Origin of the sequence: Modestobacter excelsi, from assembly GCF_005930495.1 — a bacterium.
Lineage (GTDB): Bacteria > Actinomycetota > Actinomycetes > Mycobacteriales > Geodermatophilaceae > Modestobacter > Modestobacter excelsi.
Genome location: NZ_SJEX01000026.1, coordinates 1 through 15,696 on the forward strand (window position 1 = coordinate 1; position 15,696 = coordinate 15,696).

Consider the following 15,696-nt stretch of genomic DNA (forward strand, 5'->3'; position numbering starts at 1 on the left):
GGCCGGGGTGCCGGTACGCCGCGCCCGCCGGGGGTGTGTGGCACGCTGTCGCCGCTCTCTGCCATCCACACCGGGCGGCCCGCCGGGAAGCCGACCCGCCGGACCCGCGTCGGTCGCCGTCCCGAGGGGTCCCCCATGCCCGACAGGTCACGTCCCGCCCGCACGCCCGGCAAGGGCACCGGCAGCACCGCGGTGGGGGCGCCGGCAGCGACCCCGCAGGGGACGGCGACGGCAACCGCCACGCCGCGCCGCAGCCCCGGACCGAAGGTGCGCCCGAAGAACGGGGTGGACCGCTTCTTCGGGGTCACCGAGCGGCGCTCCTCGTTCGGTCGCGAGGTCCGCGGTGGGCTGACCACCTTCTTCACGATGGCCTACATCGTGGTGCTCAACCCGATCATCCTGTCCGGCGCGGACATCACCGGCGCGACGCTGCCGTTCGCCTCCGTCGCCGCGGTGACCGCGCTGGTCGCCGGGGTGCTCACCATCGCGATGGGCATCGTCGGCAGGTACCCGCTGGCGCTGGCCACCGGCCTGGGCATCAACGCGATCGTCGGCGTCTACGCCGCCACCCAGCTCACCTGGCCCGAGATCATGGGCCTGGTCGTGCTCGAGGGCCTGCTGATCACCGTGCTGGTGCTCACCGGCTTCCGCCGGGCCGTCTTCACCGCCATCCCCGCGCAGCTGAAGACGGCCATCGCGGTGGGCATCGGCTTCTTCCTCACCATCATCGGGCTCGCCGACGCCGGCATCGTCCGGCCGGGCAACCCGCTGATCAGCTTCGGCGTGAACGGCTCGCTGGCCGGCTGGCCGATGCTCACCTTCGTCGTCGGCCTGCTGCTCACCAGCGTCCTCGTCGTCCGCCGGGTCAGGGGCGCGCTGCTCATCGGGATCCTCGCCACCACGGTGTTCGCCATCGTGGTGGAGGCGATCGCCGACATCGGCCCGCGCACCGGCGCCGACGGCGCCGTGGCCAACACCCACGGCTGGGCGCTGCAGGTGCCGACCTGGCCCGGGCAGGTCTTCGACGTCCCGGACCTGTCGATCATCGGCAACTTCTCGCTGTTCGGCGGGTTCTCCCGGATCGGCGTCCTCGCCGCCGTCCTGATCGTCTTCTCGATCATGATCGCGGACTTCTTCGACACCGTCGGCACGATCACCGCCGTCGGTGCCGAGGGCGAGCTGCTCGACGAGGACCGCAACCTGCCGCGGTCCCAGCCGGTGCTGCTGGTCGACTCGCTGGCCGCGGCGGCCGGTGGCGCGGCCAGCGTCTCGTCGAACACCACCTACATCGAGAGCGCGGCCGGCGTCGGCGACGGTGCCCGCACCGGCCTCGCCAGCGTCGTGACCGGCGCGCTGTTCCTGGTCGCCACCTTCTTCACCCCGCTGGTGCAGGTCGTGCCCTCGGAGGCCGCGGCACCGGTCCTGGTGATCGTCGGCGCCATGATGATCAGCCAGATCCGGGACCTCGAGTGGGGCGACATGTCCCTGGTCATCCCGGCCTTCCTCACGATCGCGCTGATGCCCTTCACCTACTCGATCACCAACGGCATCGGCGCCGGCGTGGTCAGCTACGTCGTCCTGCGGGTGGCCACCGGCCGCGGTCGCGACGTGCACCCGCTGATGTGGACCGTCGCCGCGGTCTTCGTCGTCTACTTCGCCCTGGACCCGATCCAGCAGCTCCTCTGACGGAGGACCCCGGTGCAGCACGTCGCCGGGGTCGATCGTTAGACAGGCTTCGTACCAGGACTAAGGTGGAGCACGTGGCTCGGACGACGCTGGACACCGCGGCGCTCGCCCATGACCTGCGGCTGGCCGTCATGCGGTTCAGCCGGCGGCTGCGCAACCAGCGGGTGGACACCTCGGTGACCCTCACCCACTTGGCCGCGCTGTCCACCCTCAAGCGGCACGGCCCGATGAGCCCCGGGGAGCTGGCCACCCACGAGCGGGTCCAGCCCCCGTCGATGACCCGGGTGGTCGTCGCGCTCGAGGCCCGCGGGCTGGTCACCCGCACGCCGCACCCCACCGACGGCCGGCAGGTGGTCATCGACCTCACCCCGGCCGCGGAGGAGCTGCTGACCGAGGAGGTCCGCGCCCGCGAGGCGTGGCTGTCCGGGCACCTCCACGAACTGACCGCCGAGGAGCGCGCCGTCCTGCGCGAGGCCGCGGTGATCATGGACAAGCTCGCCAGCGGGTGACGCAGACGCCTGACGCAGACGCACGGCGGAGGACGGCGATGTTCGCCGCCCTCCGCGTACGCAACTTCCGGCTGTACGCGTCGGCCAACCTGGTCAGCCTGACCGGCACCTGGATGCAGCGCATCGGCCAGGACTGGCTGGTCCTGCAGCTGTCGGGCGGCAGCGGCGTCGCGCTGGGCGTGACCACCGCGCTGCAGTTCGCCCCCACCCTGCTGTTCAGCTTCTACGGCGGCGTCCTCGCCGACCGCCACTCCAAGCGCCGGGTCCTGGTCGTCACCCAGGCGGTGATGGGCGCCCTGGCGCTCGGGCTGGGCCTGCTGGTGGCCACCGACGGCATCGCCCTCTGGCACGTCTACCTGCTGGCCGCCGCGCTCGGGGTGGTGTCCTCGCTGGACATGCCGGTGCGCCAGTCCTTCGTCTCGGAGATGGTCGGCCCCGACCGGCTGGCCAACGCGGTGAGCCTGAACTCCACCGTCTTCAACGGCGCCCGGCTGGTCGGGCCGGCGATCGCGGGCTCGGTCATCGGCCTCGCCGGGGGTGACACGGCCCCGGCGTTCCTCATCAACGCCGCCAGCTTCGCGGTGACCATCGCGGCGCTGCTGGCCATGCGCGGCAGCGAGCTGCGGCCCAGCCCACCGGCGTCCCGCTCCCGGGGGCAGCTCCGGGAGGCGCTGGGCTACACCCGGCGGCACCCCGACCTGGTCCTGGCCATGTCGCTGGCCTTCGTGGCCGGCACGTTCGGGTTCAACACCCAGATCACCATCGCGCTGATGGCCCGGGAGGAGTTCGGGCTCGGCGCGACCGCCTTCGGCTTCATGTCCACCGCCTACGCCGTGGGCTCGCTGTCCGGGGCGCTGCTGTCCACCCGGCGGAGCACCAGGCCGCTGCAGCGGTTCCTCATCGTCTCCTCCGGCGTGTTCGGCGCGCTGCTCGTCGTCGCGGGGCTGATGCCGACCCAGACGTCGTTCGCCCTGCTGCTGGTGCCCACCGGTGCCGCCGCGCTGGTGTTCAGCGTCGCGTGCAACAGCTTCGTCCAGCTCGGTGTCGACCCGCAGATGCGCGGGCGGATCCTGGCGCTGTACTTCATGTGCTTCATGGGTGGCACCCCGGTGGGCGCCCCGCTGATCGGCTGGGTGTCGGAGCACCTGGGCGCCCGCTGGGGGTTCATCGCCGGCGGCCTAGTCTGCGTCGCGGCGGCCGTCGTCGCCGGTGCGGTCCTGGCCCGCGGCCGGCGGGTGCGCCTGGAGCTGCACGTCGTCCCGCCGAGCGCGCAGCTGCACGTGGCCGCCGGACCGCGCGCCGACCCGGTGCCCGACCGGGTCGCCGGCATCGCGGAGGAGGCCGACGGCGAGGTCCCGGGCGAGCAGGTGGCGCGCGATCCCGTGCGTTGAGCGGTCGCACTCAGCGGTCACGTTGTCACCAGCCGTCGGCGGACGTAACGTCAGACACGTGCCCTCAGCAGGGTCGGCCTCTGCGGACGTCGGGACGTCGTTGTTGCGCCTCGGCGGTCTCGTCGCGCTCTTCGCCGCCACGGCCGCACTCGTCGCCCTGCTGCTGCGCTGGGTGACCGGTGAGCTGCAGCTGAACCGGCTGGCCCGCCGTCGCCTCCGCGAGGAACCGCCGCCTGCGGTCGATCCCGCACCCCGGCCGGCCGGTTCCGCCGACCGCCGTCCGGCCGCCGCCGGGCACCACCCCGTGGGCCGCCGCGTCCCGGGTTCCCGCCCGGCCCCGACGCCGGCCCCCCGGCCGCGCCGTCCGCTGCAACTGGTCGCCGCTGACGTGCGGCGGCTGACCCGTGAGCTGTCGATGGTGCCCGGCGGGATGCCGATGGCCCGGCGCCGCGGGCTGCTGGCCGCCTACGACGACGTGCTGATCGAGGCGGCAGAGCTGCTCGAGGTGCCGCACCAGCTCACCTCGGTGTCACCGGCGAACCGGGAGCTGGAGCGGTTGCGGCTCATCGCCTCGCTGGAGGCCGCCGGGCTGGTGGTGGCCGGCTGAGCGAGTCGGCCGGCCGGCTGTTCCTCGCCGTCGACCCCTCGCCCGCCGCGGTGGCCCACCTGGACCGGGCCCTGCAGCCGCTCCGTGCCGCCCCGGGTGCGCCGCGCTGGACCCCTCCCTCCCGCTGGCACCTCACCCTGCTGTTCCTCGGGGACGTCCCGGCGGGCCTGCTGGCCCCGCTCACCACCGCGGTCGCCCCGGCGGTGGCGGGCACGCCGCCGCTGACGCTGCAGCTGGCCGGTGCCGGCCGGTTCGGCCCGCCCCGCCGGCCGGCGGTCTGCTGGGCCGGTCTGACCGGGGACGTCGCCGGGTTGACCGCGCTGGCCGGCCGGCTGTCCGCCGCCGTGCAGGCCCTCGGGCTTCCGGTGGAGGACCGGCCGTTCCGGGCGCACCTGACCCTGGGGCGCTGGCGACCCGGCCGGCCGGCGGACGCCGCCCTGCCCGACCGGCTGGCCGGCTACGCCGGGCCGGCGTGGCCGGTCCCGGAGGTGGTGCTGTGGCGCAGCCACCTCGGCCGCGCCGAGCCCCGCTACGAGCGGGTGGCGGCCTGGCCGCTCGCCGGGTGACGGCCCCGTCCCGAGCCTCGTGCCGAGCCTGCGAGGCATGAGGAGGACGGGGTCCTCCGATCACCAGGCGTACTGCATCGGCGCGGGCTTCCTGCCCGGGAACACCTCGTCGAGTGCGGCCAGCTGCTCGCCGGACAGCGTGACGCCGACCGCGGCCAGCGAGCCCTCGAACTGCTCCATCGTGCGCGGGCCGATGATCGGTGCGGTCACCCCGGGCCGGCTCAGCAGCCAGGCGATCCCGACGTCGGCCGGTGCCAGGCCCCACTCGGCGCACAGGTCTTCGTACCGCTGCAGCTGCGGGCGCACCTCGTCCAGCCGTTGCTGGGCCCGCGCGTCGCTGCGGCGGGCGCCGTCGGACTTCGCCAGCGCGCCGGCCAGCAGGCCGCCCTGCAGCGGGCTCCACGGGATGATCCCGATCCCGTAGTGCTGCGCGGCCGGGACCACCTCCTGCTCGATGTCGCGGACCAGCAGGTTGTAGATGGACTGCTCGCTGACCAGGCCGGTGAAGTGCCGGGCACGGGCCGCCTCCGTGCCGGCGGCCAGCTGCCAGCCGGCGTGGTTGGAGGAGCCGACGTAGAGCACCTTGCCCTGGGCGACCAGGGTCTCGCAGGCCTGCCAGATCTCGTCCCACGGCGTCTCGAGGTCGACGTGGTGGAACTGGTAGAGGTCGATCCAGTCGGTCTGCAGCCGGGCCAGCGAGGCGTCGCAGGCCCGGACGATGTTGCGGGCGGACAGGAACGTGTCGTTCGGCCAGTCGGACATGCCGCCGTAGACCTTGGTCGCCAGCACGGTGCGGTCCCGGCGCTCCCCGCCCTGGGCGAACCAGGTGCCGAGCACCTCCTCCGTGCGGCCCTTGCCGGCGTCGAAGCCGTAGACGTTGGCGGTGTCGAAGAAGTTGACGCCCTCCGTGTGCGCCCGGTCCATGATCGCATGGCTGTCCTCCTCGGGGGTCTTCCAGCCGAAGTTCATCGTGCCCAGGCACAGCCGGGAGACGGAGAGGCCGCTGCGGCCGAGGTGGGTCTGGTCCATGCGCCCGAGCCTGGCACCCTGTCCGTCGTGCCGCAGACCGACGTCCCCGCCTTCGACCGCGCCACCGCCGTCACCCGGACCGAGGCCGGTGGGCTGGTCGCCGAGCTCGACCCCGGCTGGGACGTCGGGGGCGGGATCCTCAACGGCGGCTACCTGCTGTCGGTGGTCGGCCGCGCCGCGCTGCTGGAGAGCCCGCACCCGCACCCGGTGGCGGTGTCGGCCAGCTACCTCCGGGCCCCGGCCGCCGGTCCGGCCACGCTGACCGTCGTCCCCGGTCCGGCCGGCCGCACGCTCGCGCACTCGCTGGTCACCCTCGCCGACGCCGATGGGCCGGCGCTCACCGTCACGGTGACGACGGCGACGCTGGGCACCGCCGGCCCGCAGTGGTCCGAGCCGACCCCGGACGCCCCGCCGGTGGAGGAGTGCGTGTCGGTGGCCGAGCACCGCGAGCTCGCCCCGCCCGGCGTGCAGGTGCCCGGGCTGTCGCTGCGGGTGGACACCCGGCTGGACCCCGCCACCGCCGGCTGGGCGTTCGGCCGGCCCTCCAGCGAGCCGCGGCTGCGGGCGTACATGCGCTTCACCGACGGCCGGGACCCCGACCCGCTGGCGCTGCTCACCTTCGCCGACGCCCTCCCGCCGACCAGCTTCGCGATGGGCGACCTCGGCTGGGCGCCCACCGTGCAGCTGCAGGTGCTGGTGCGGGCGCTGCCCGCACCGGGCTGGTGCCTGGTCGAGGCGCGGTCCAGCGAGATCGCGGGGGGCTGGGTCGACGAGGACTACCGGATCTGGGACTCCACCGGGCGGCTCGTCGCACAGAGCCGGCAGCTCGCCCGCTCGCCCCGCCGCCGCTGACCTCGGGTCAGCCCCAGCGGGTCAGTGCGTCGCGGACGACGTCGTCGTCCAGCTGGGTGAAGTCGCCGTAGTCGACGCTGACCGCGCGCATCGGGGTGCGCTGCAGCAGGGCGACGCCGCCGTCCACCCGCGGTCGCACCCGCGCCCAGGCGGTCGCGTCGGCCACCGGCACGGCCAAGCCCAGCCAGCCCGGGCGCCCGGCGCGCAGCTCGGCGATCGCGGCCTCGACCGTCGAGCCGGTGGCCAGCCCGTCGTCGACCAGCAGCACCGAGCCGTCCGGAGGCGTGCCCGGCTCGGGCAGCGCGGCAGCCCGGTCCGCCAGCCGACGGCGGGCGTCGGCGGTGAGCGCGGCGTACCGGGCGTCGTCGACCCCGGTGACCTGACCGGCCGTCGCGCTGCGCACGGTGGCGTGCGCGGTCACCGCGCCGAGCGCCAGCTCCGGGAACTCCGGGGCGAGCACCTTGGCGACGACGACGAGGTCCAGCCGGACCGTCCAGCCCAGGGCGCGGAGCCCCTCCACCAGCGCGGCGCCGACGAGGACGCCGCCGCGGGGCAGGCCGACCACGGTGACCGGCCGCCCGGCGGGGAGCACCGCCGCCGCGGGCCCGACCAGGCGGTGTCCGGCGTCGCTGCGGTCGCGGAACGAGGCCACGCACCGAGCGTGCCACGGTGGCCCCCTCCCAGGGGCCCGCCCCGAGTTGGTGACGTGCTGGAGCGGCCCCCTCGCAGGGGCCCGCCCCGAGCTCGCGAGGGGTGGGGGGAGAGGGGGTCCTTCGTCAGGCGTCCTGGCGGAGGACCGTCGCGGGGTCGGCCCGGTCGGCGGCGCGCTGGGCGTACAGCGCGGCCAGCCCGGCGACGACGACCACCACGACGGCGCTGGCGGCGAGCGCCGTCCAGGGCACGTCCAGCAGCGGGGTGGGTGGCCGGAGGAGGTCGACGTCCAGCCGGCGGTGGACCAGCGCCACCGCGCCGCCGGCCAGCGCCCCGCCGAGCAGCAGCCCGGCGACCGACACCCCGCCCAGCTCCACCAGCAGCGAGCGCAAGTGGGCGCCACGGCTGAGACCCAGCCGGCGCGCCATCACGTACCCCGACACCCGGCTGCGGGAGCGCGCCTCCAGGTACAGCAGCAGCCCGCCGACCGAGATCACCCCGACGAAGACGGCGAGTGCCGACAGGTAGCCGAAGGTCCACGTGATGCCCAGGAAGTTCGCGGTCTGCAGCACGCCGGCCGGCTCGAGCGCGCGGAAGCCGACACCGCCGGCCGCGCTGAGCGCCTCGACCGCGGGCCCCAGCGGCCCGTTGGTCCAGATCTCGGCGGCGCGGGCGGCACCGGCGGTGCGCTCGATCTCCGGGAGCCGGTCGGCGGCCACCAGGACCATCGCCGCGTCCAGCCGCCGACCGGGCAGCACCCGGGCCGTCGCGACCACCTCGGCCGGCACCTCGGTGCTGCCCAGCTGCAGCTGCGGGTCCCCGGCGGGCAGCCCGGCGGCCACCACCGGCAGCCGGCCGTCCACCGTCGGTCCGGTCAGTGCGGCCATGAGCTCGGGCAGCGGCTCGTCGGCGAAGGAGTCGTCCCAGAACGCGGTGCCGGCGAAGTCGGTGGGGTCGACGGCGAGCACCTGGACGTCCTGCCGGCCGGCGCTGTCGCCCTGCCCCTCGGGTGCGGTCGCGCTGCCCTCGTAGCGGACGACGAAGGTGCCGACCTCGTCGATCGCGGCGGTCGGCGCGAACCGGGACAGGGTCTGCAGCGCCCGGGTGGCGCCGATCTGCACGCCCACCTTGGCGTCCAGCGTCTTCTGCGCGCTGGCGGTCAGCGTCGCGGTGTAGCCCAGCACCGCGACCGGCAGGGTGACCGCGACCAGCAGGGTCGCCGTGGCCAGCCGGGCGGCGGCCAGCCGGTTGACGGCCAGGAAGACGGCGGGGGAGCGGCGTCCGGCCCAGCGGCGCAGCCGGGGCAGCAGCGCGGAGAGCACCCGGCCGAGCAGCACCGCGGCGCCGGCGATGGCCAGCAGCGGGAAGGCGACCAGCAACCCGTTGACCTGCGCGACACCACCGGTGCTCACCACCGCGTCGCGGGTCTGCAGCAGCAGCCAGCACCACCCGGCGCCCAGCAGCAGCACCAGCTCCCACGGCACGCGGGAGGGCCACCGCGGGGCCGCGCCGAGCGGGCGCTCGGCCGTCCCGCGGGCACGCAGGCCGGCCACCGCGGCGGCGGCCCCCAGCCCGACCACGAAGGCCGCGACGGCCGTGGCGACCGCGGCGGAGGTGGCCGACGGGTCCAGGTCGTCGGCCGGACCGAGCCCGCTGGTCAGCAGCCGGGCGGCGGCCCAGCCGACCGCGGCGCCGGCGAGCGCGGGCAGCCCCAGCTCCAGGGCCGCCTTGCCGGCCAGCGGCACCGGACCGACCCCGCGGGCGGCCAGCAACCGCACCTCGGTGGCCCGCCGGTCGGCCCAGAAGCTGCCGGCCGCGGCGACGAGGACGAGGGCGAGCAGCGCCCCGGCGACGGCGACCGGCAGGACCGGACCGCGCAGCCCGGACTCCACCAGCTCGGCCCGGTCGACCGCGTCGGCCAGCCGGGAGTTGACCAGCCCGTCCTCCGCCGACGCTCCCGGCAGCCCGAGCAGCGCGAACGCCCGCCGCTGCGCCCGGTCCTGCCCGGTGAGCAGCGCCCGGGCGTCGCTGGCCGACAGCCCGGCGGCGTCCACCGGCACCTGCGCCAGCTGCTGAGCTCCGTACCGGTAGCCGGCCGACACCGCGTAGAAGGTGTCCGGGTCGGTGGCCAGCGCGAAGGCCGGGGGAGCGGTGTTGGCGTTGATGTCGTTGGCGTAGAGGATCCGGTAGTCGCACCAGTAGGGGCCGGCGTCGACGCTGAACAGGTCGCGGTACAGGCCGACGACGTCGACCGGGGTGCCGGCCACCGTGATCCGGTCGCCGAGGCCGATGCCGGCGCCCTCGGCGTAGGAGGCGGGCAGCCACAGCCCGTCGCCCGCCCGCTGGGCGACCACCTGGACGTGGTCGAGAGCGTCGGGACGGAAGTAGACGCTGACCGGCTGGGACGCCTCCGCACCGTCGGCGGCGGTGACCCTCCCCGGCTCGGCGCCTCGCTGCCGGCCCACCACGGCGGCGGTGGCCAGCACGGGCTCGGCGGTGCGCCCCTGCTCCGCCCAGGCGGTGACCAGGGCGTCGGTGTAGCCCGGCTCCGCGCGGGGGGTGCCCACCCCGTCCTGCACCCAGCCGGCCTCAGCGCACTGGTCGGCGAGCTGCTGCTGCAGCGCGGCCGAGCGGGCCGAGGAGAGGAACAGCGGCGCGGAGGCGACCGCGCAGGCCAGGATCGCGCTGGTCACCAGCACGGCGAGGACGGCGGCGGGCTGGCGCAGCCCCAGCAGCGGCGCCCGGGTCCAGGGGGCCAGCCGCCACAGCGGCGGTCGGCTCATGAGGACATGCCTCGCTCCGCTCGGGGACTCGTTCCGCTCCTCGCTCGCTGGCGCTCGCTGCGATGCTCGCTCACGGGGACCCTCCCTCGGTCACCACGCCGTCGCGCATCGACAGCACCCGGTCGGCGCGGGCCCAGGCGAGCTCGTCGTGCGTGGCGATGAGCACCGCCGCCCCGCCCCGCGCGGCCTCCACGACCGCGTCCAGCAGCCCGTCGGCGTGCCCGCGGTCCTGGTGCGCGGTCGGCTCGTCGGCCAGCAGCACCGCCGGGCGGAGCAGCAGCGCCCGGGCGACGGCGACCCGCTGCTGCTCGCCGAGGGAGGCCTGGTGCGGGTAGCGGTCGGCGAGGTGCGCGAGACCGAAGTCCGCCAGCAGCGCCCGGGCGCGGGGTTCCTCGGTGCCGGCGGTGCCGCGCAGGCGGGCCGGCAGCAGCACGTTGTCCGCGAGGCTGAGGTCGGTCACCAGGCCCAACGCCTGCGGCACGAGCGCGAGGTCCCGCCAGCCGAAGGTGTCCGGGCGGCGGTCGCCCAGCGGCCCGAGGTAGCGCAGCTCGCCGGCGTCGGCGGTCTCCCACCCGCAGAGCAGGGCCAGCAGCGTGCTCTTGCCCGAGCCGGACGGGCCGACGAGCGCCACGAACTCCCCGGAGTCCACCCGCAGGTCCACCCCGGCGAGGGCGGAGACGGTCTCCACGCCGCGGGGATAGCACTTGACCAGCCCCCGGCCGACCAGCCCGCCGGACGGTTGCACCCGCTCGGTCACGGCACCAGCCGGCCGTGGTCGAGCCGCACGAAGCCGTCGGCGATGGCCATCACCCGGGGGTCGTGCGAGGAGAGCACGAAGCCCACGCCGGCCGCGGCGAGGTCCTCCATGGCGGTCAGCACCCGCTCGGCGGCGGCGGTGTCCAGCTCGGCGGTGGGCTCGTCAGCGACGACCAGCGCCGGGTCGCCGACGACGCCGCAGGCCACCGCCAGCCGCTGCTGCTCCCCGCCGGAGAGCTGCCCGGGCAGGTGGTCGGCGCGCTCCTGCAGGCCGAGCCGGTCCAGCAGGTCCAGCGCTGCCGTCGCGGTCACCGGGGCGCCGCGCAGCGAGGCGGCGAGCCGGACCTGGGCGACGGCGTCCAGGTAGGGGAGCAGGTTCTCGCCCGGCCGCTGGAACAGGTAGGCGACCTGGCGCTGCCGCAGCCGACGGCGGGCCCGGGGGCGCAGCCGGTCCACCCGCTGCCCGGCGACGAGCACCTCGCCGGCGTCGGGGGAGTCGATGCAGGCCAGCAGCCGCAGCAGCGAGGACTTGCCCGACCCGGACGGCCCGACCACCACGGTCACCCGGGCGCGCGGGATCGCCAGGGTGACGTCGACCAGCGCGGGGACCGACTCGGTCGCCGTCCGGTAGGTCTTCTCCACGCCGCGGCACACGGCGGCGGGAGCGGTGTCGGCCGCGGGGGCGAAGACCGGGGCGGACAGCGGGTCCTCGGCGAACCGGAAGCCCTCGGCGCTGGTCATCGACGGGCAGCCTAGAGGTCGGTGGCGGCCCTGCCCGGCAGGTCGACCTGGCCGGTGAGGTAGCGCTGCACGGTGGGGCCGACGGCCGCGACGAGCTCGTCCGCCGACGCCGACGCCAGCGGTTCGACCTGCAGCACGTAGCGGGTCATCACCACCCCGATCAGCTGGGAGGCGACCAGCGACCCGCGGGCCTCCGCCTCGGCGGCCGGGAGGTCCAGCGTGCCGACCACCCGGCGCAGCACCTGGGCGACGAGGAACTCGCGGAGCAGCCGGGCGGTCCACTCGTTGCTCACCGCCGAGCGCACCAGCGCCAGGCCGGCGGCGCGGGTGGGGCCGTCCCAGACCTTCACCAGCAACCGGACGACGTTGGCGCCGAGCTGGTCCGGCCCGCCGGCCAGCGCCTCCGGCAGCAGCTCCTCCGGGTCGGCCGGAGCCTCGATCGCGGCGAGGAAGAGCTTGTCCTTGCTGCCGAAGTAGTGGTGCACGAGGGCCGGGTCGACCCCGGCGTCGGCGGCGATCACCCGGATCGACGCGCCGTCGAACCCGCGCTCGGCGAAGGCGGTGCGCGCCGCGGCGAGCACCGCCTCCCGCGTGCCGGGGTTGCCGGGGCGCCGGCCGCTGGGGCGGGCGCGGCGTGCGGGCTGGCTCAGCTGGTCCTCCTCCGCAGGGTGGCCGCCGCCAGCCCGAGGGCCAGCAGCGCGGCGCCGGCGACGACGCCGACGTCGGTCCACATGGTGCCCGTCGCCTCCGTCGAGCGACCGACCTCCTGCAGGGCCTCGACGGCGTAGGTGAGCGGGAGGGCGTCGCTGACCACCTGCAGCCAGCCGGGCAGCTGCTCGCGCGCCACCAGCAGCCCGCAGAGGAAGAACTGCGGCAGCACGACGACCGGCATGAACTGCACGGCCTGGAACTCGCTGCGGGCGAAGGCGCTCGCCAGCAGCCCCAGCGCCACCCCCAGCACGGCGTCGACGACGGCGATCAGGACGACGAGCGCGAGCGGACCGGCGACGTCCAGGCCGTAGAGCGTCGTCGCCACGGTCACGGTGACCACAGCCTGCAGCGCGGCGGCCAGCCCGAACGCGGCGCCGTAGCCGAGCAGCAGGTCGGGGCGGGAGAGCGGCGTGGTGAGCAGCCGCTCGAGCGTCCCGGAGGTGCGCTCGCGGAGCATCGCGATGCTGGTCACCAGGAACATCACCACGAACGGGAAGACGCCGAGCATGATCAGCCCGACCCGGTCGAAGGTGTCCGGCTGACCGGGTCGGGCCGGGACGTCGGACCAGATCAGGTAGAGCAGCCCGAGCAGGGCGCTGGGCAGCACCAGCAGCATCGCCACCGTGCGGTGGTCGTGGGCGAGCTGGCGCAGCACCCGGCCTGCCGTGGCGGTGGTCAGCGCGGGGCTGAGGGTGGTCGTCACGCCGCCACCTCCTCGGTCTCGCGCACCAGGGAGAGGAAGGCCTCTTCCAGGTCGTCGGTACCGGTGCGGGTGCGCAGCTCGGCGGGCGTGGAGTCGCTGAGCAGCCGGCCCTCGCGGAGCAGCAGCAGCCGGTCGCAGCGACCGGCCTCGTCCATCACGTGGCTGGAGACGACCAGCGTCGTCCCGGCGTCGGCGAGGGCGTGGAAGCGGCTCCACAGCTCGACCCGCAGCACCGGGTCGAGGCCGACGGTCGGCTCGTCCAGCACCAGCAGCTCCGGTTCGCCGACCAGCGCGCAGGCCAGCGACGCGCGCCCGCGCTGACCGCCGGAGAGCTCCTCGACCAGCTGGCCGGCGGCGTCGGCGAGGCCGACGTCGGCGATCGCCGCGTCGGCGGCTGCGGCTCCCCGGCCGTACAGGGCGGCGAAGTAGCGGGCGTTCTCCCGGACGGTGAGGTCGGCGTACACGCTCGGGGCCTGGGTGACGTAGCCGACCCGCGAGCGCAGCTCCGCCGAACCGGCCGGTCGGCCCAGCACGGTGACCGACCCCGAGCGCACCTGCTGCACGCCGACGATCGCGCGCATCAGGGTGCTCTTCCCGCTCCCGCTCGGCCCCAGCAGGCCGGTGACCTGACCGGGCGGGACGGTGCAGCCCACCTCGTGCAGGACCCGGCGCGCCCCGCGGTGCACGACCAGGTCGGTGACGGTGACAGCGGCGTCCATGACGACCTCCACAACTCAACGAGTGGTGAACTCAACGCTAGATGAGTTGCACGGATCGGGCAAGACCCCGGTGCGGCGGAGCGGGCTCAGGGTGCGGCGGTGCCGGCCCGGAGGAACGCGGTCACGCGGACGTCGGTCGGGCCTGCCGGCGTCGGACCGCGTCGAGCAGCGCGATGAGCGCCAGCGGGACCACCGACCAGAGCCCGAGGACCCACAGCGCACGGGTCACGCCGTCGCCGTCGAAGTAGGTGGCGCCGCGCAGCGCCCGCACGGCGACCCCGGGCGGGAGGACCTCCGCCAGCGGGTGCAGCCACGGCGGCAGGTACTCGGCGGGGAGGTTGCCCGTGCTGGTGGCGTTGCCGAGGACGACAGGCCCAGCGAGGTGACGAAGGTGCCGGCCGACCCGATGGACCGCGGAGTAGGACTGGATGCCGAACAGGAAGCCGCCGAGCACCACCCCGAAGGAGCCGTAGAAGATCCCCAGGCCGCGCGTGTCACCGGGAGCCAGCGGCCGCAGGTCCTCGGCCTGCAGCTGCCCGCCGGCCTGCTGGGCGAGCGGGCTGAACGCCTGGGTCACCGTCATGGTCACGCCCTGGCCGTTGGCGCCGGCGGAGAGCAGCCGCGCGGGCGGGCCGGGCAGGAAGGCGGCGTACACGTCCCGCTGCAGGACGGCGGCGCGGGCGGCCGCCTCGTCGGTCAGCCGGGCGACGGCGAACTCGCCCGGGGCGGCCCGGTCCAGCGCGGTGCGCACCTGGTCGACCTGCGCCGCGCTGCCGACGACGCCGACCGGCAGGTCGTGCGGTACCGCCGCGTGGAAGGCGTCCAGGAAGACGACCACGAACGCCAGGCCGATCAGCGTCGCCACCAGCGCCGGGACCAGGACCCCGCGGGCCAGCGCAGCGACGGCTGAACCCTCCGACCGCTGGGTCTCCACGCCGGCCTCCGCCGGGCCGGGTGGGGGGCTGAAGCCGCCGGGCACGCGGGGTCTCCTCGGGGTCGGGGTGACAGGCGCGCAGCGTCAGGCGGGCAGCGTCAGGCGGGCAGGTCGCCGGCCAGCGACCGGCCGAGCGCGTCGCCGGAGCGCCAGGCGCTCTCCACCTTCGACGGTGCGCACCAGCCGTCGCCGCACCGGCCGATCCCGTCGTCCAGGGCGAAGGGGGCCTCGCGGGGCGCGGTGGGCTTGGCGAAGGTCCAGCGGTGCGCGTGGGCCCACCCCGGGTCGGCGTCGATGCCCAGCAGCGCGCGGACCGCCGCCGTCACCGCCGGGACGGCGTGGTCGGGGTCGTCGAGGTGCTCGGCCGCGAAGGCCGGGGTGGTGTGGGCGACGAGCACCGGGGCGGCGTCGCCCCGCCGGTCGCCGTCGTCGGCCACCCACTCGAGCACGGGGGAGCCGTGCACGAAGACGCCGTGCAGGTCGGCGGGCCAGCGCCGGTCCGGCCAGCCCAGCGCGACGGCCAGCGAGGGCTGCCAGCCCGCGTCCGGGACGTCGTCCGAGGCCAGCAGCCGGGCCGCCTGCGGATCGGGCATGGCCAGCACCACCGCGGCCACCGCCTCGCCGTCCACCTGCGGTCCGCGGGTCACCTCGGTGACAGCGCGGCCGAGCTCGACGTCCAGCCCGGTGGCGAGGTCGACGACCAGGCTGCGCAGCCCGCCGGGGGTGCCGTAGCGGACCGGGCCGGAGGTCGTCCGCTCGATGCCGCCGGGCCCGGCGACCGCGAACGTGTCGGTCCACGGCCGGGCCAGCCCGCGCCGCACCCAGTCCTCGACGACCGGCGCGAACGCCGAGCCCTCGCCCGCGGTCAGGTAGGAGGCGCCAAGGTCGACCGGCCGGCCGTGCAGGGTCCGGCCGCCCATCCGCCCGCCGAGCCGGCGTCCGCGGTCGACCAGCCGCACCCGGGCGCCCCGGTCGGCCAGGGCCCGGGCGCAGGCCACCCCGGAGATCCCGCCACCGACGACGACCGTGCTGCGTGCGCTGTCCACGCCGCCGATCCT

The 15,696-nt window shown here is 76.0% G+C and carries 16 protein-coding genes; 6 read left to right on the top strand and 10 right to left on the bottom strand.

Going from position 1 to position 15,696, the window contains the following annotated elements; translation table 11 throughout:
* Positions 1-135 precede the first annotated feature (135 nt).
* The 5 genes from FHL80_RS10795 to thpR all read left to right on the top strand — a co-directional run bounded on the left by FHL80_RS10795 (position 136) and on the right by thpR (position 4,759).
* Positions 136-1,686, top strand: a complete 1,551-nt coding sequence (locus tag FHL80_RS10795; RefSeq protein ID WP_216870619.1) for an NCS2 family permease — start codon at positions 136-138, stop codon at positions 1,684-1,686.
* A gap of 74 nt (positions 1,687-1,760) precedes the next feature.
* Positions 1,761-2,195 (top strand): MarR family winged helix-turn-helix transcriptional regulator, encoded by a 435-nt coding sequence (locus tag FHL80_RS10800; RefSeq protein ID WP_138733423.1) that lies wholly within the window; start codon positions 1,761-1,763, stop codon positions 2,193-2,195.
* A gap of 38 nt (positions 2,196-2,233) precedes the next feature.
* The gene (locus tag FHL80_RS10805; RefSeq protein ID WP_138733424.1) at positions 2,234-3,586 is read left to right on the top strand and encodes an MFS transporter; all 1,353 of its coding nucleotides are present in this window, start codon (positions 2,234-2,236) and stop codon (positions 3,584-3,586) included.
* A gap of 58 nt (positions 3,587-3,644) precedes the next feature.
* On the top strand, positions 3,645-4,193 hold the full coding sequence (locus tag FHL80_RS10810) for a hypothetical protein (RefSeq protein WP_138733425.1): 549 nt from the start codon (positions 3,645-3,647) through the stop codon (positions 4,191-4,193).
* 17 nt (positions 4,194-4,210) lie between these two features.
* Positions 4,211-4,759 (top strand): RNA 2',3'-cyclic phosphodiesterase, encoded by a 549-nt coding sequence (thpR, locus tag FHL80_RS10815; protein ID WP_281283464.1) that lies wholly within the window; start codon positions 4,211-4,213, stop codon positions 4,757-4,759.
* A gap of 60 nt (positions 4,760-4,819) precedes the next feature.
* On the opposite strand, the gene FHL80_RS10820 is transcribed toward thpR, so the two are convergent.
* The gene (locus tag FHL80_RS10820) at positions 4,820-5,788 is read right to left on the bottom strand and encodes an aldo/keto reductase (protein ID WP_138733427.1); all 969 of its coding nucleotides are present in this window, start codon (positions 5,786-5,788) and stop codon (positions 4,820-4,822) included.
* A 27-nt stretch (positions 5,789-5,815) separates the two neighbouring features.
* On the opposite strand from FHL80_RS10820, the gene FHL80_RS10825 reads away from it, so the two are divergent.
* On the top strand, positions 5,816-6,640 hold the full coding sequence (locus FHL80_RS10825) for a thioesterase family protein (protein ID WP_138733428.1): 825 nt from the start codon (positions 5,816-5,818) through the stop codon (positions 6,638-6,640).
* 7 nt (positions 6,641-6,647) lie between these two features.
* On the opposite strand, the gene FHL80_RS10830 is transcribed toward FHL80_RS10825, so the two are convergent.
* From FHL80_RS10830 to FHL80_RS10870, 9 genes are all read right to left on the bottom strand, one after another.
* Positions 6,648-7,292, bottom strand: coding sequence for a phosphoribosyltransferase family protein (locus FHL80_RS10830; protein WP_138733429.1), 645 nt, complete (start codon positions 7,290-7,292; stop codon positions 6,648-6,650).
* A 124-nt stretch (positions 7,293-7,416) separates the two neighbouring features.
* Complete coding sequence (locus tag FHL80_RS10835; protein WP_138733430.1) at positions 7,417-10,074, bottom strand: FtsX-like permease family protein; 2,658 nt, start codon at positions 10,072-10,074, stop codon at positions 7,417-7,419.
* A 70-nt stretch (positions 10,075-10,144) separates the two neighbouring features.
* A complete protein-coding gene (locus tag FHL80_RS10840; protein WP_216870620.1) occupies positions 10,145-10,831 on the bottom strand; it encodes an ABC transporter ATP-binding protein in 687 nt (228 codons plus the stop codon).
* Positions 10,828-11,571, bottom strand: a complete 744-nt coding sequence (locus tag FHL80_RS10845) for an ABC transporter ATP-binding protein (protein ID WP_138733431.1) — start codon at positions 11,569-11,571, stop codon at positions 10,828-10,830. Before FHL80_RS10845 ends, FHL80_RS10840 begins: the two co-directional genes overlap by 4 nt.
* Before the next feature lie 11 nt (positions 11,572-11,582).
* Complete coding sequence (locus FHL80_RS10850) at positions 11,583-12,152, bottom strand: TetR/AcrR family transcriptional regulator (protein WP_216870621.1); 570 nt, start codon at positions 12,150-12,152, stop codon at positions 11,583-11,585.
* A 65-nt stretch (positions 12,153-12,217) separates the two neighbouring features.
* Entirely contained in the window at positions 12,218-12,985 is a 768-nt protein-coding gene (locus tag FHL80_RS10855; protein WP_138733432.1) for an ABC transporter permease, read from the bottom strand.
* Positions 12,982-13,704 carry an ABC transporter ATP-binding protein gene (locus FHL80_RS10860; protein ID WP_138733433.1) on the bottom strand — a complete coding sequence of 241 codons (723 nt, stop codon included), beginning with the start codon at positions 13,702-13,704 and terminating at the stop codon, positions 12,982-12,984. Before FHL80_RS10860 ends, FHL80_RS10855 begins: the two co-directional genes overlap by 4 nt.
* 121 nt (positions 13,705-13,825) lie before the next feature.
* Positions 13,826-14,683, bottom strand: coding sequence for a hypothetical protein (locus tag FHL80_RS10865; RefSeq protein WP_138733434.1), 858 nt, complete (start codon positions 14,681-14,683; stop codon positions 13,826-13,828).
* Between the two features lie 53 nt (positions 14,684-14,736).
* On the bottom strand, positions 14,737-15,684 hold the full coding sequence (locus tag FHL80_RS10870; protein ID WP_138733435.1) for an NAD(P)/FAD-dependent oxidoreductase: 948 nt from the start codon (positions 15,682-15,684) through the stop codon (positions 14,737-14,739).
* Positions 15,685-15,696: the final 12 nt, after the last annotated feature.

Excerpts from the sequence above, each read along its gene's own strand:
- FHL80_RS10795 (WP_216870619.1), top strand. The coding sequence starts at position 136 with ATGCCCGACAGGTCACGTCCCGCCCGCACGCCCGGCAAGGGCACCGGC.
- FHL80_RS10805 (WP_138733424.1), top strand. The coding sequence starts at position 2,234 with ATGTTCGCCGCCCTCCGCGTACGCAACTTCCGGCTGTACGCGTCGGCC.
- FHL80_RS10820 (WP_138733427.1), bottom strand. The coding sequence starts at position 5,788 with ATGGACCAGACCCACCTCGGCCGCAGCGGCCTCTCCGTCTCCCGGCTG.
- FHL80_RS10835 (WP_138733430.1), bottom strand. The coding sequence starts at position 10,074 with ATGAGCCGACCGCCGCTGTGGCGGCTGGCCCCCTGGACCCGGGCGCCG.
- FHL80_RS10845 (WP_138733431.1), bottom strand. The coding sequence starts at position 11,571 with ATGACCAGCGCCGAGGGCTTCCGGTTCGCCGAGGACCCGCTGTCCGCC.
- FHL80_RS10860 (WP_138733433.1), bottom strand. The coding sequence starts at position 13,704 with ATGGACGCCGCTGTCACCGTCACCGACCTGGTCGTGCACCGCGGGGCG.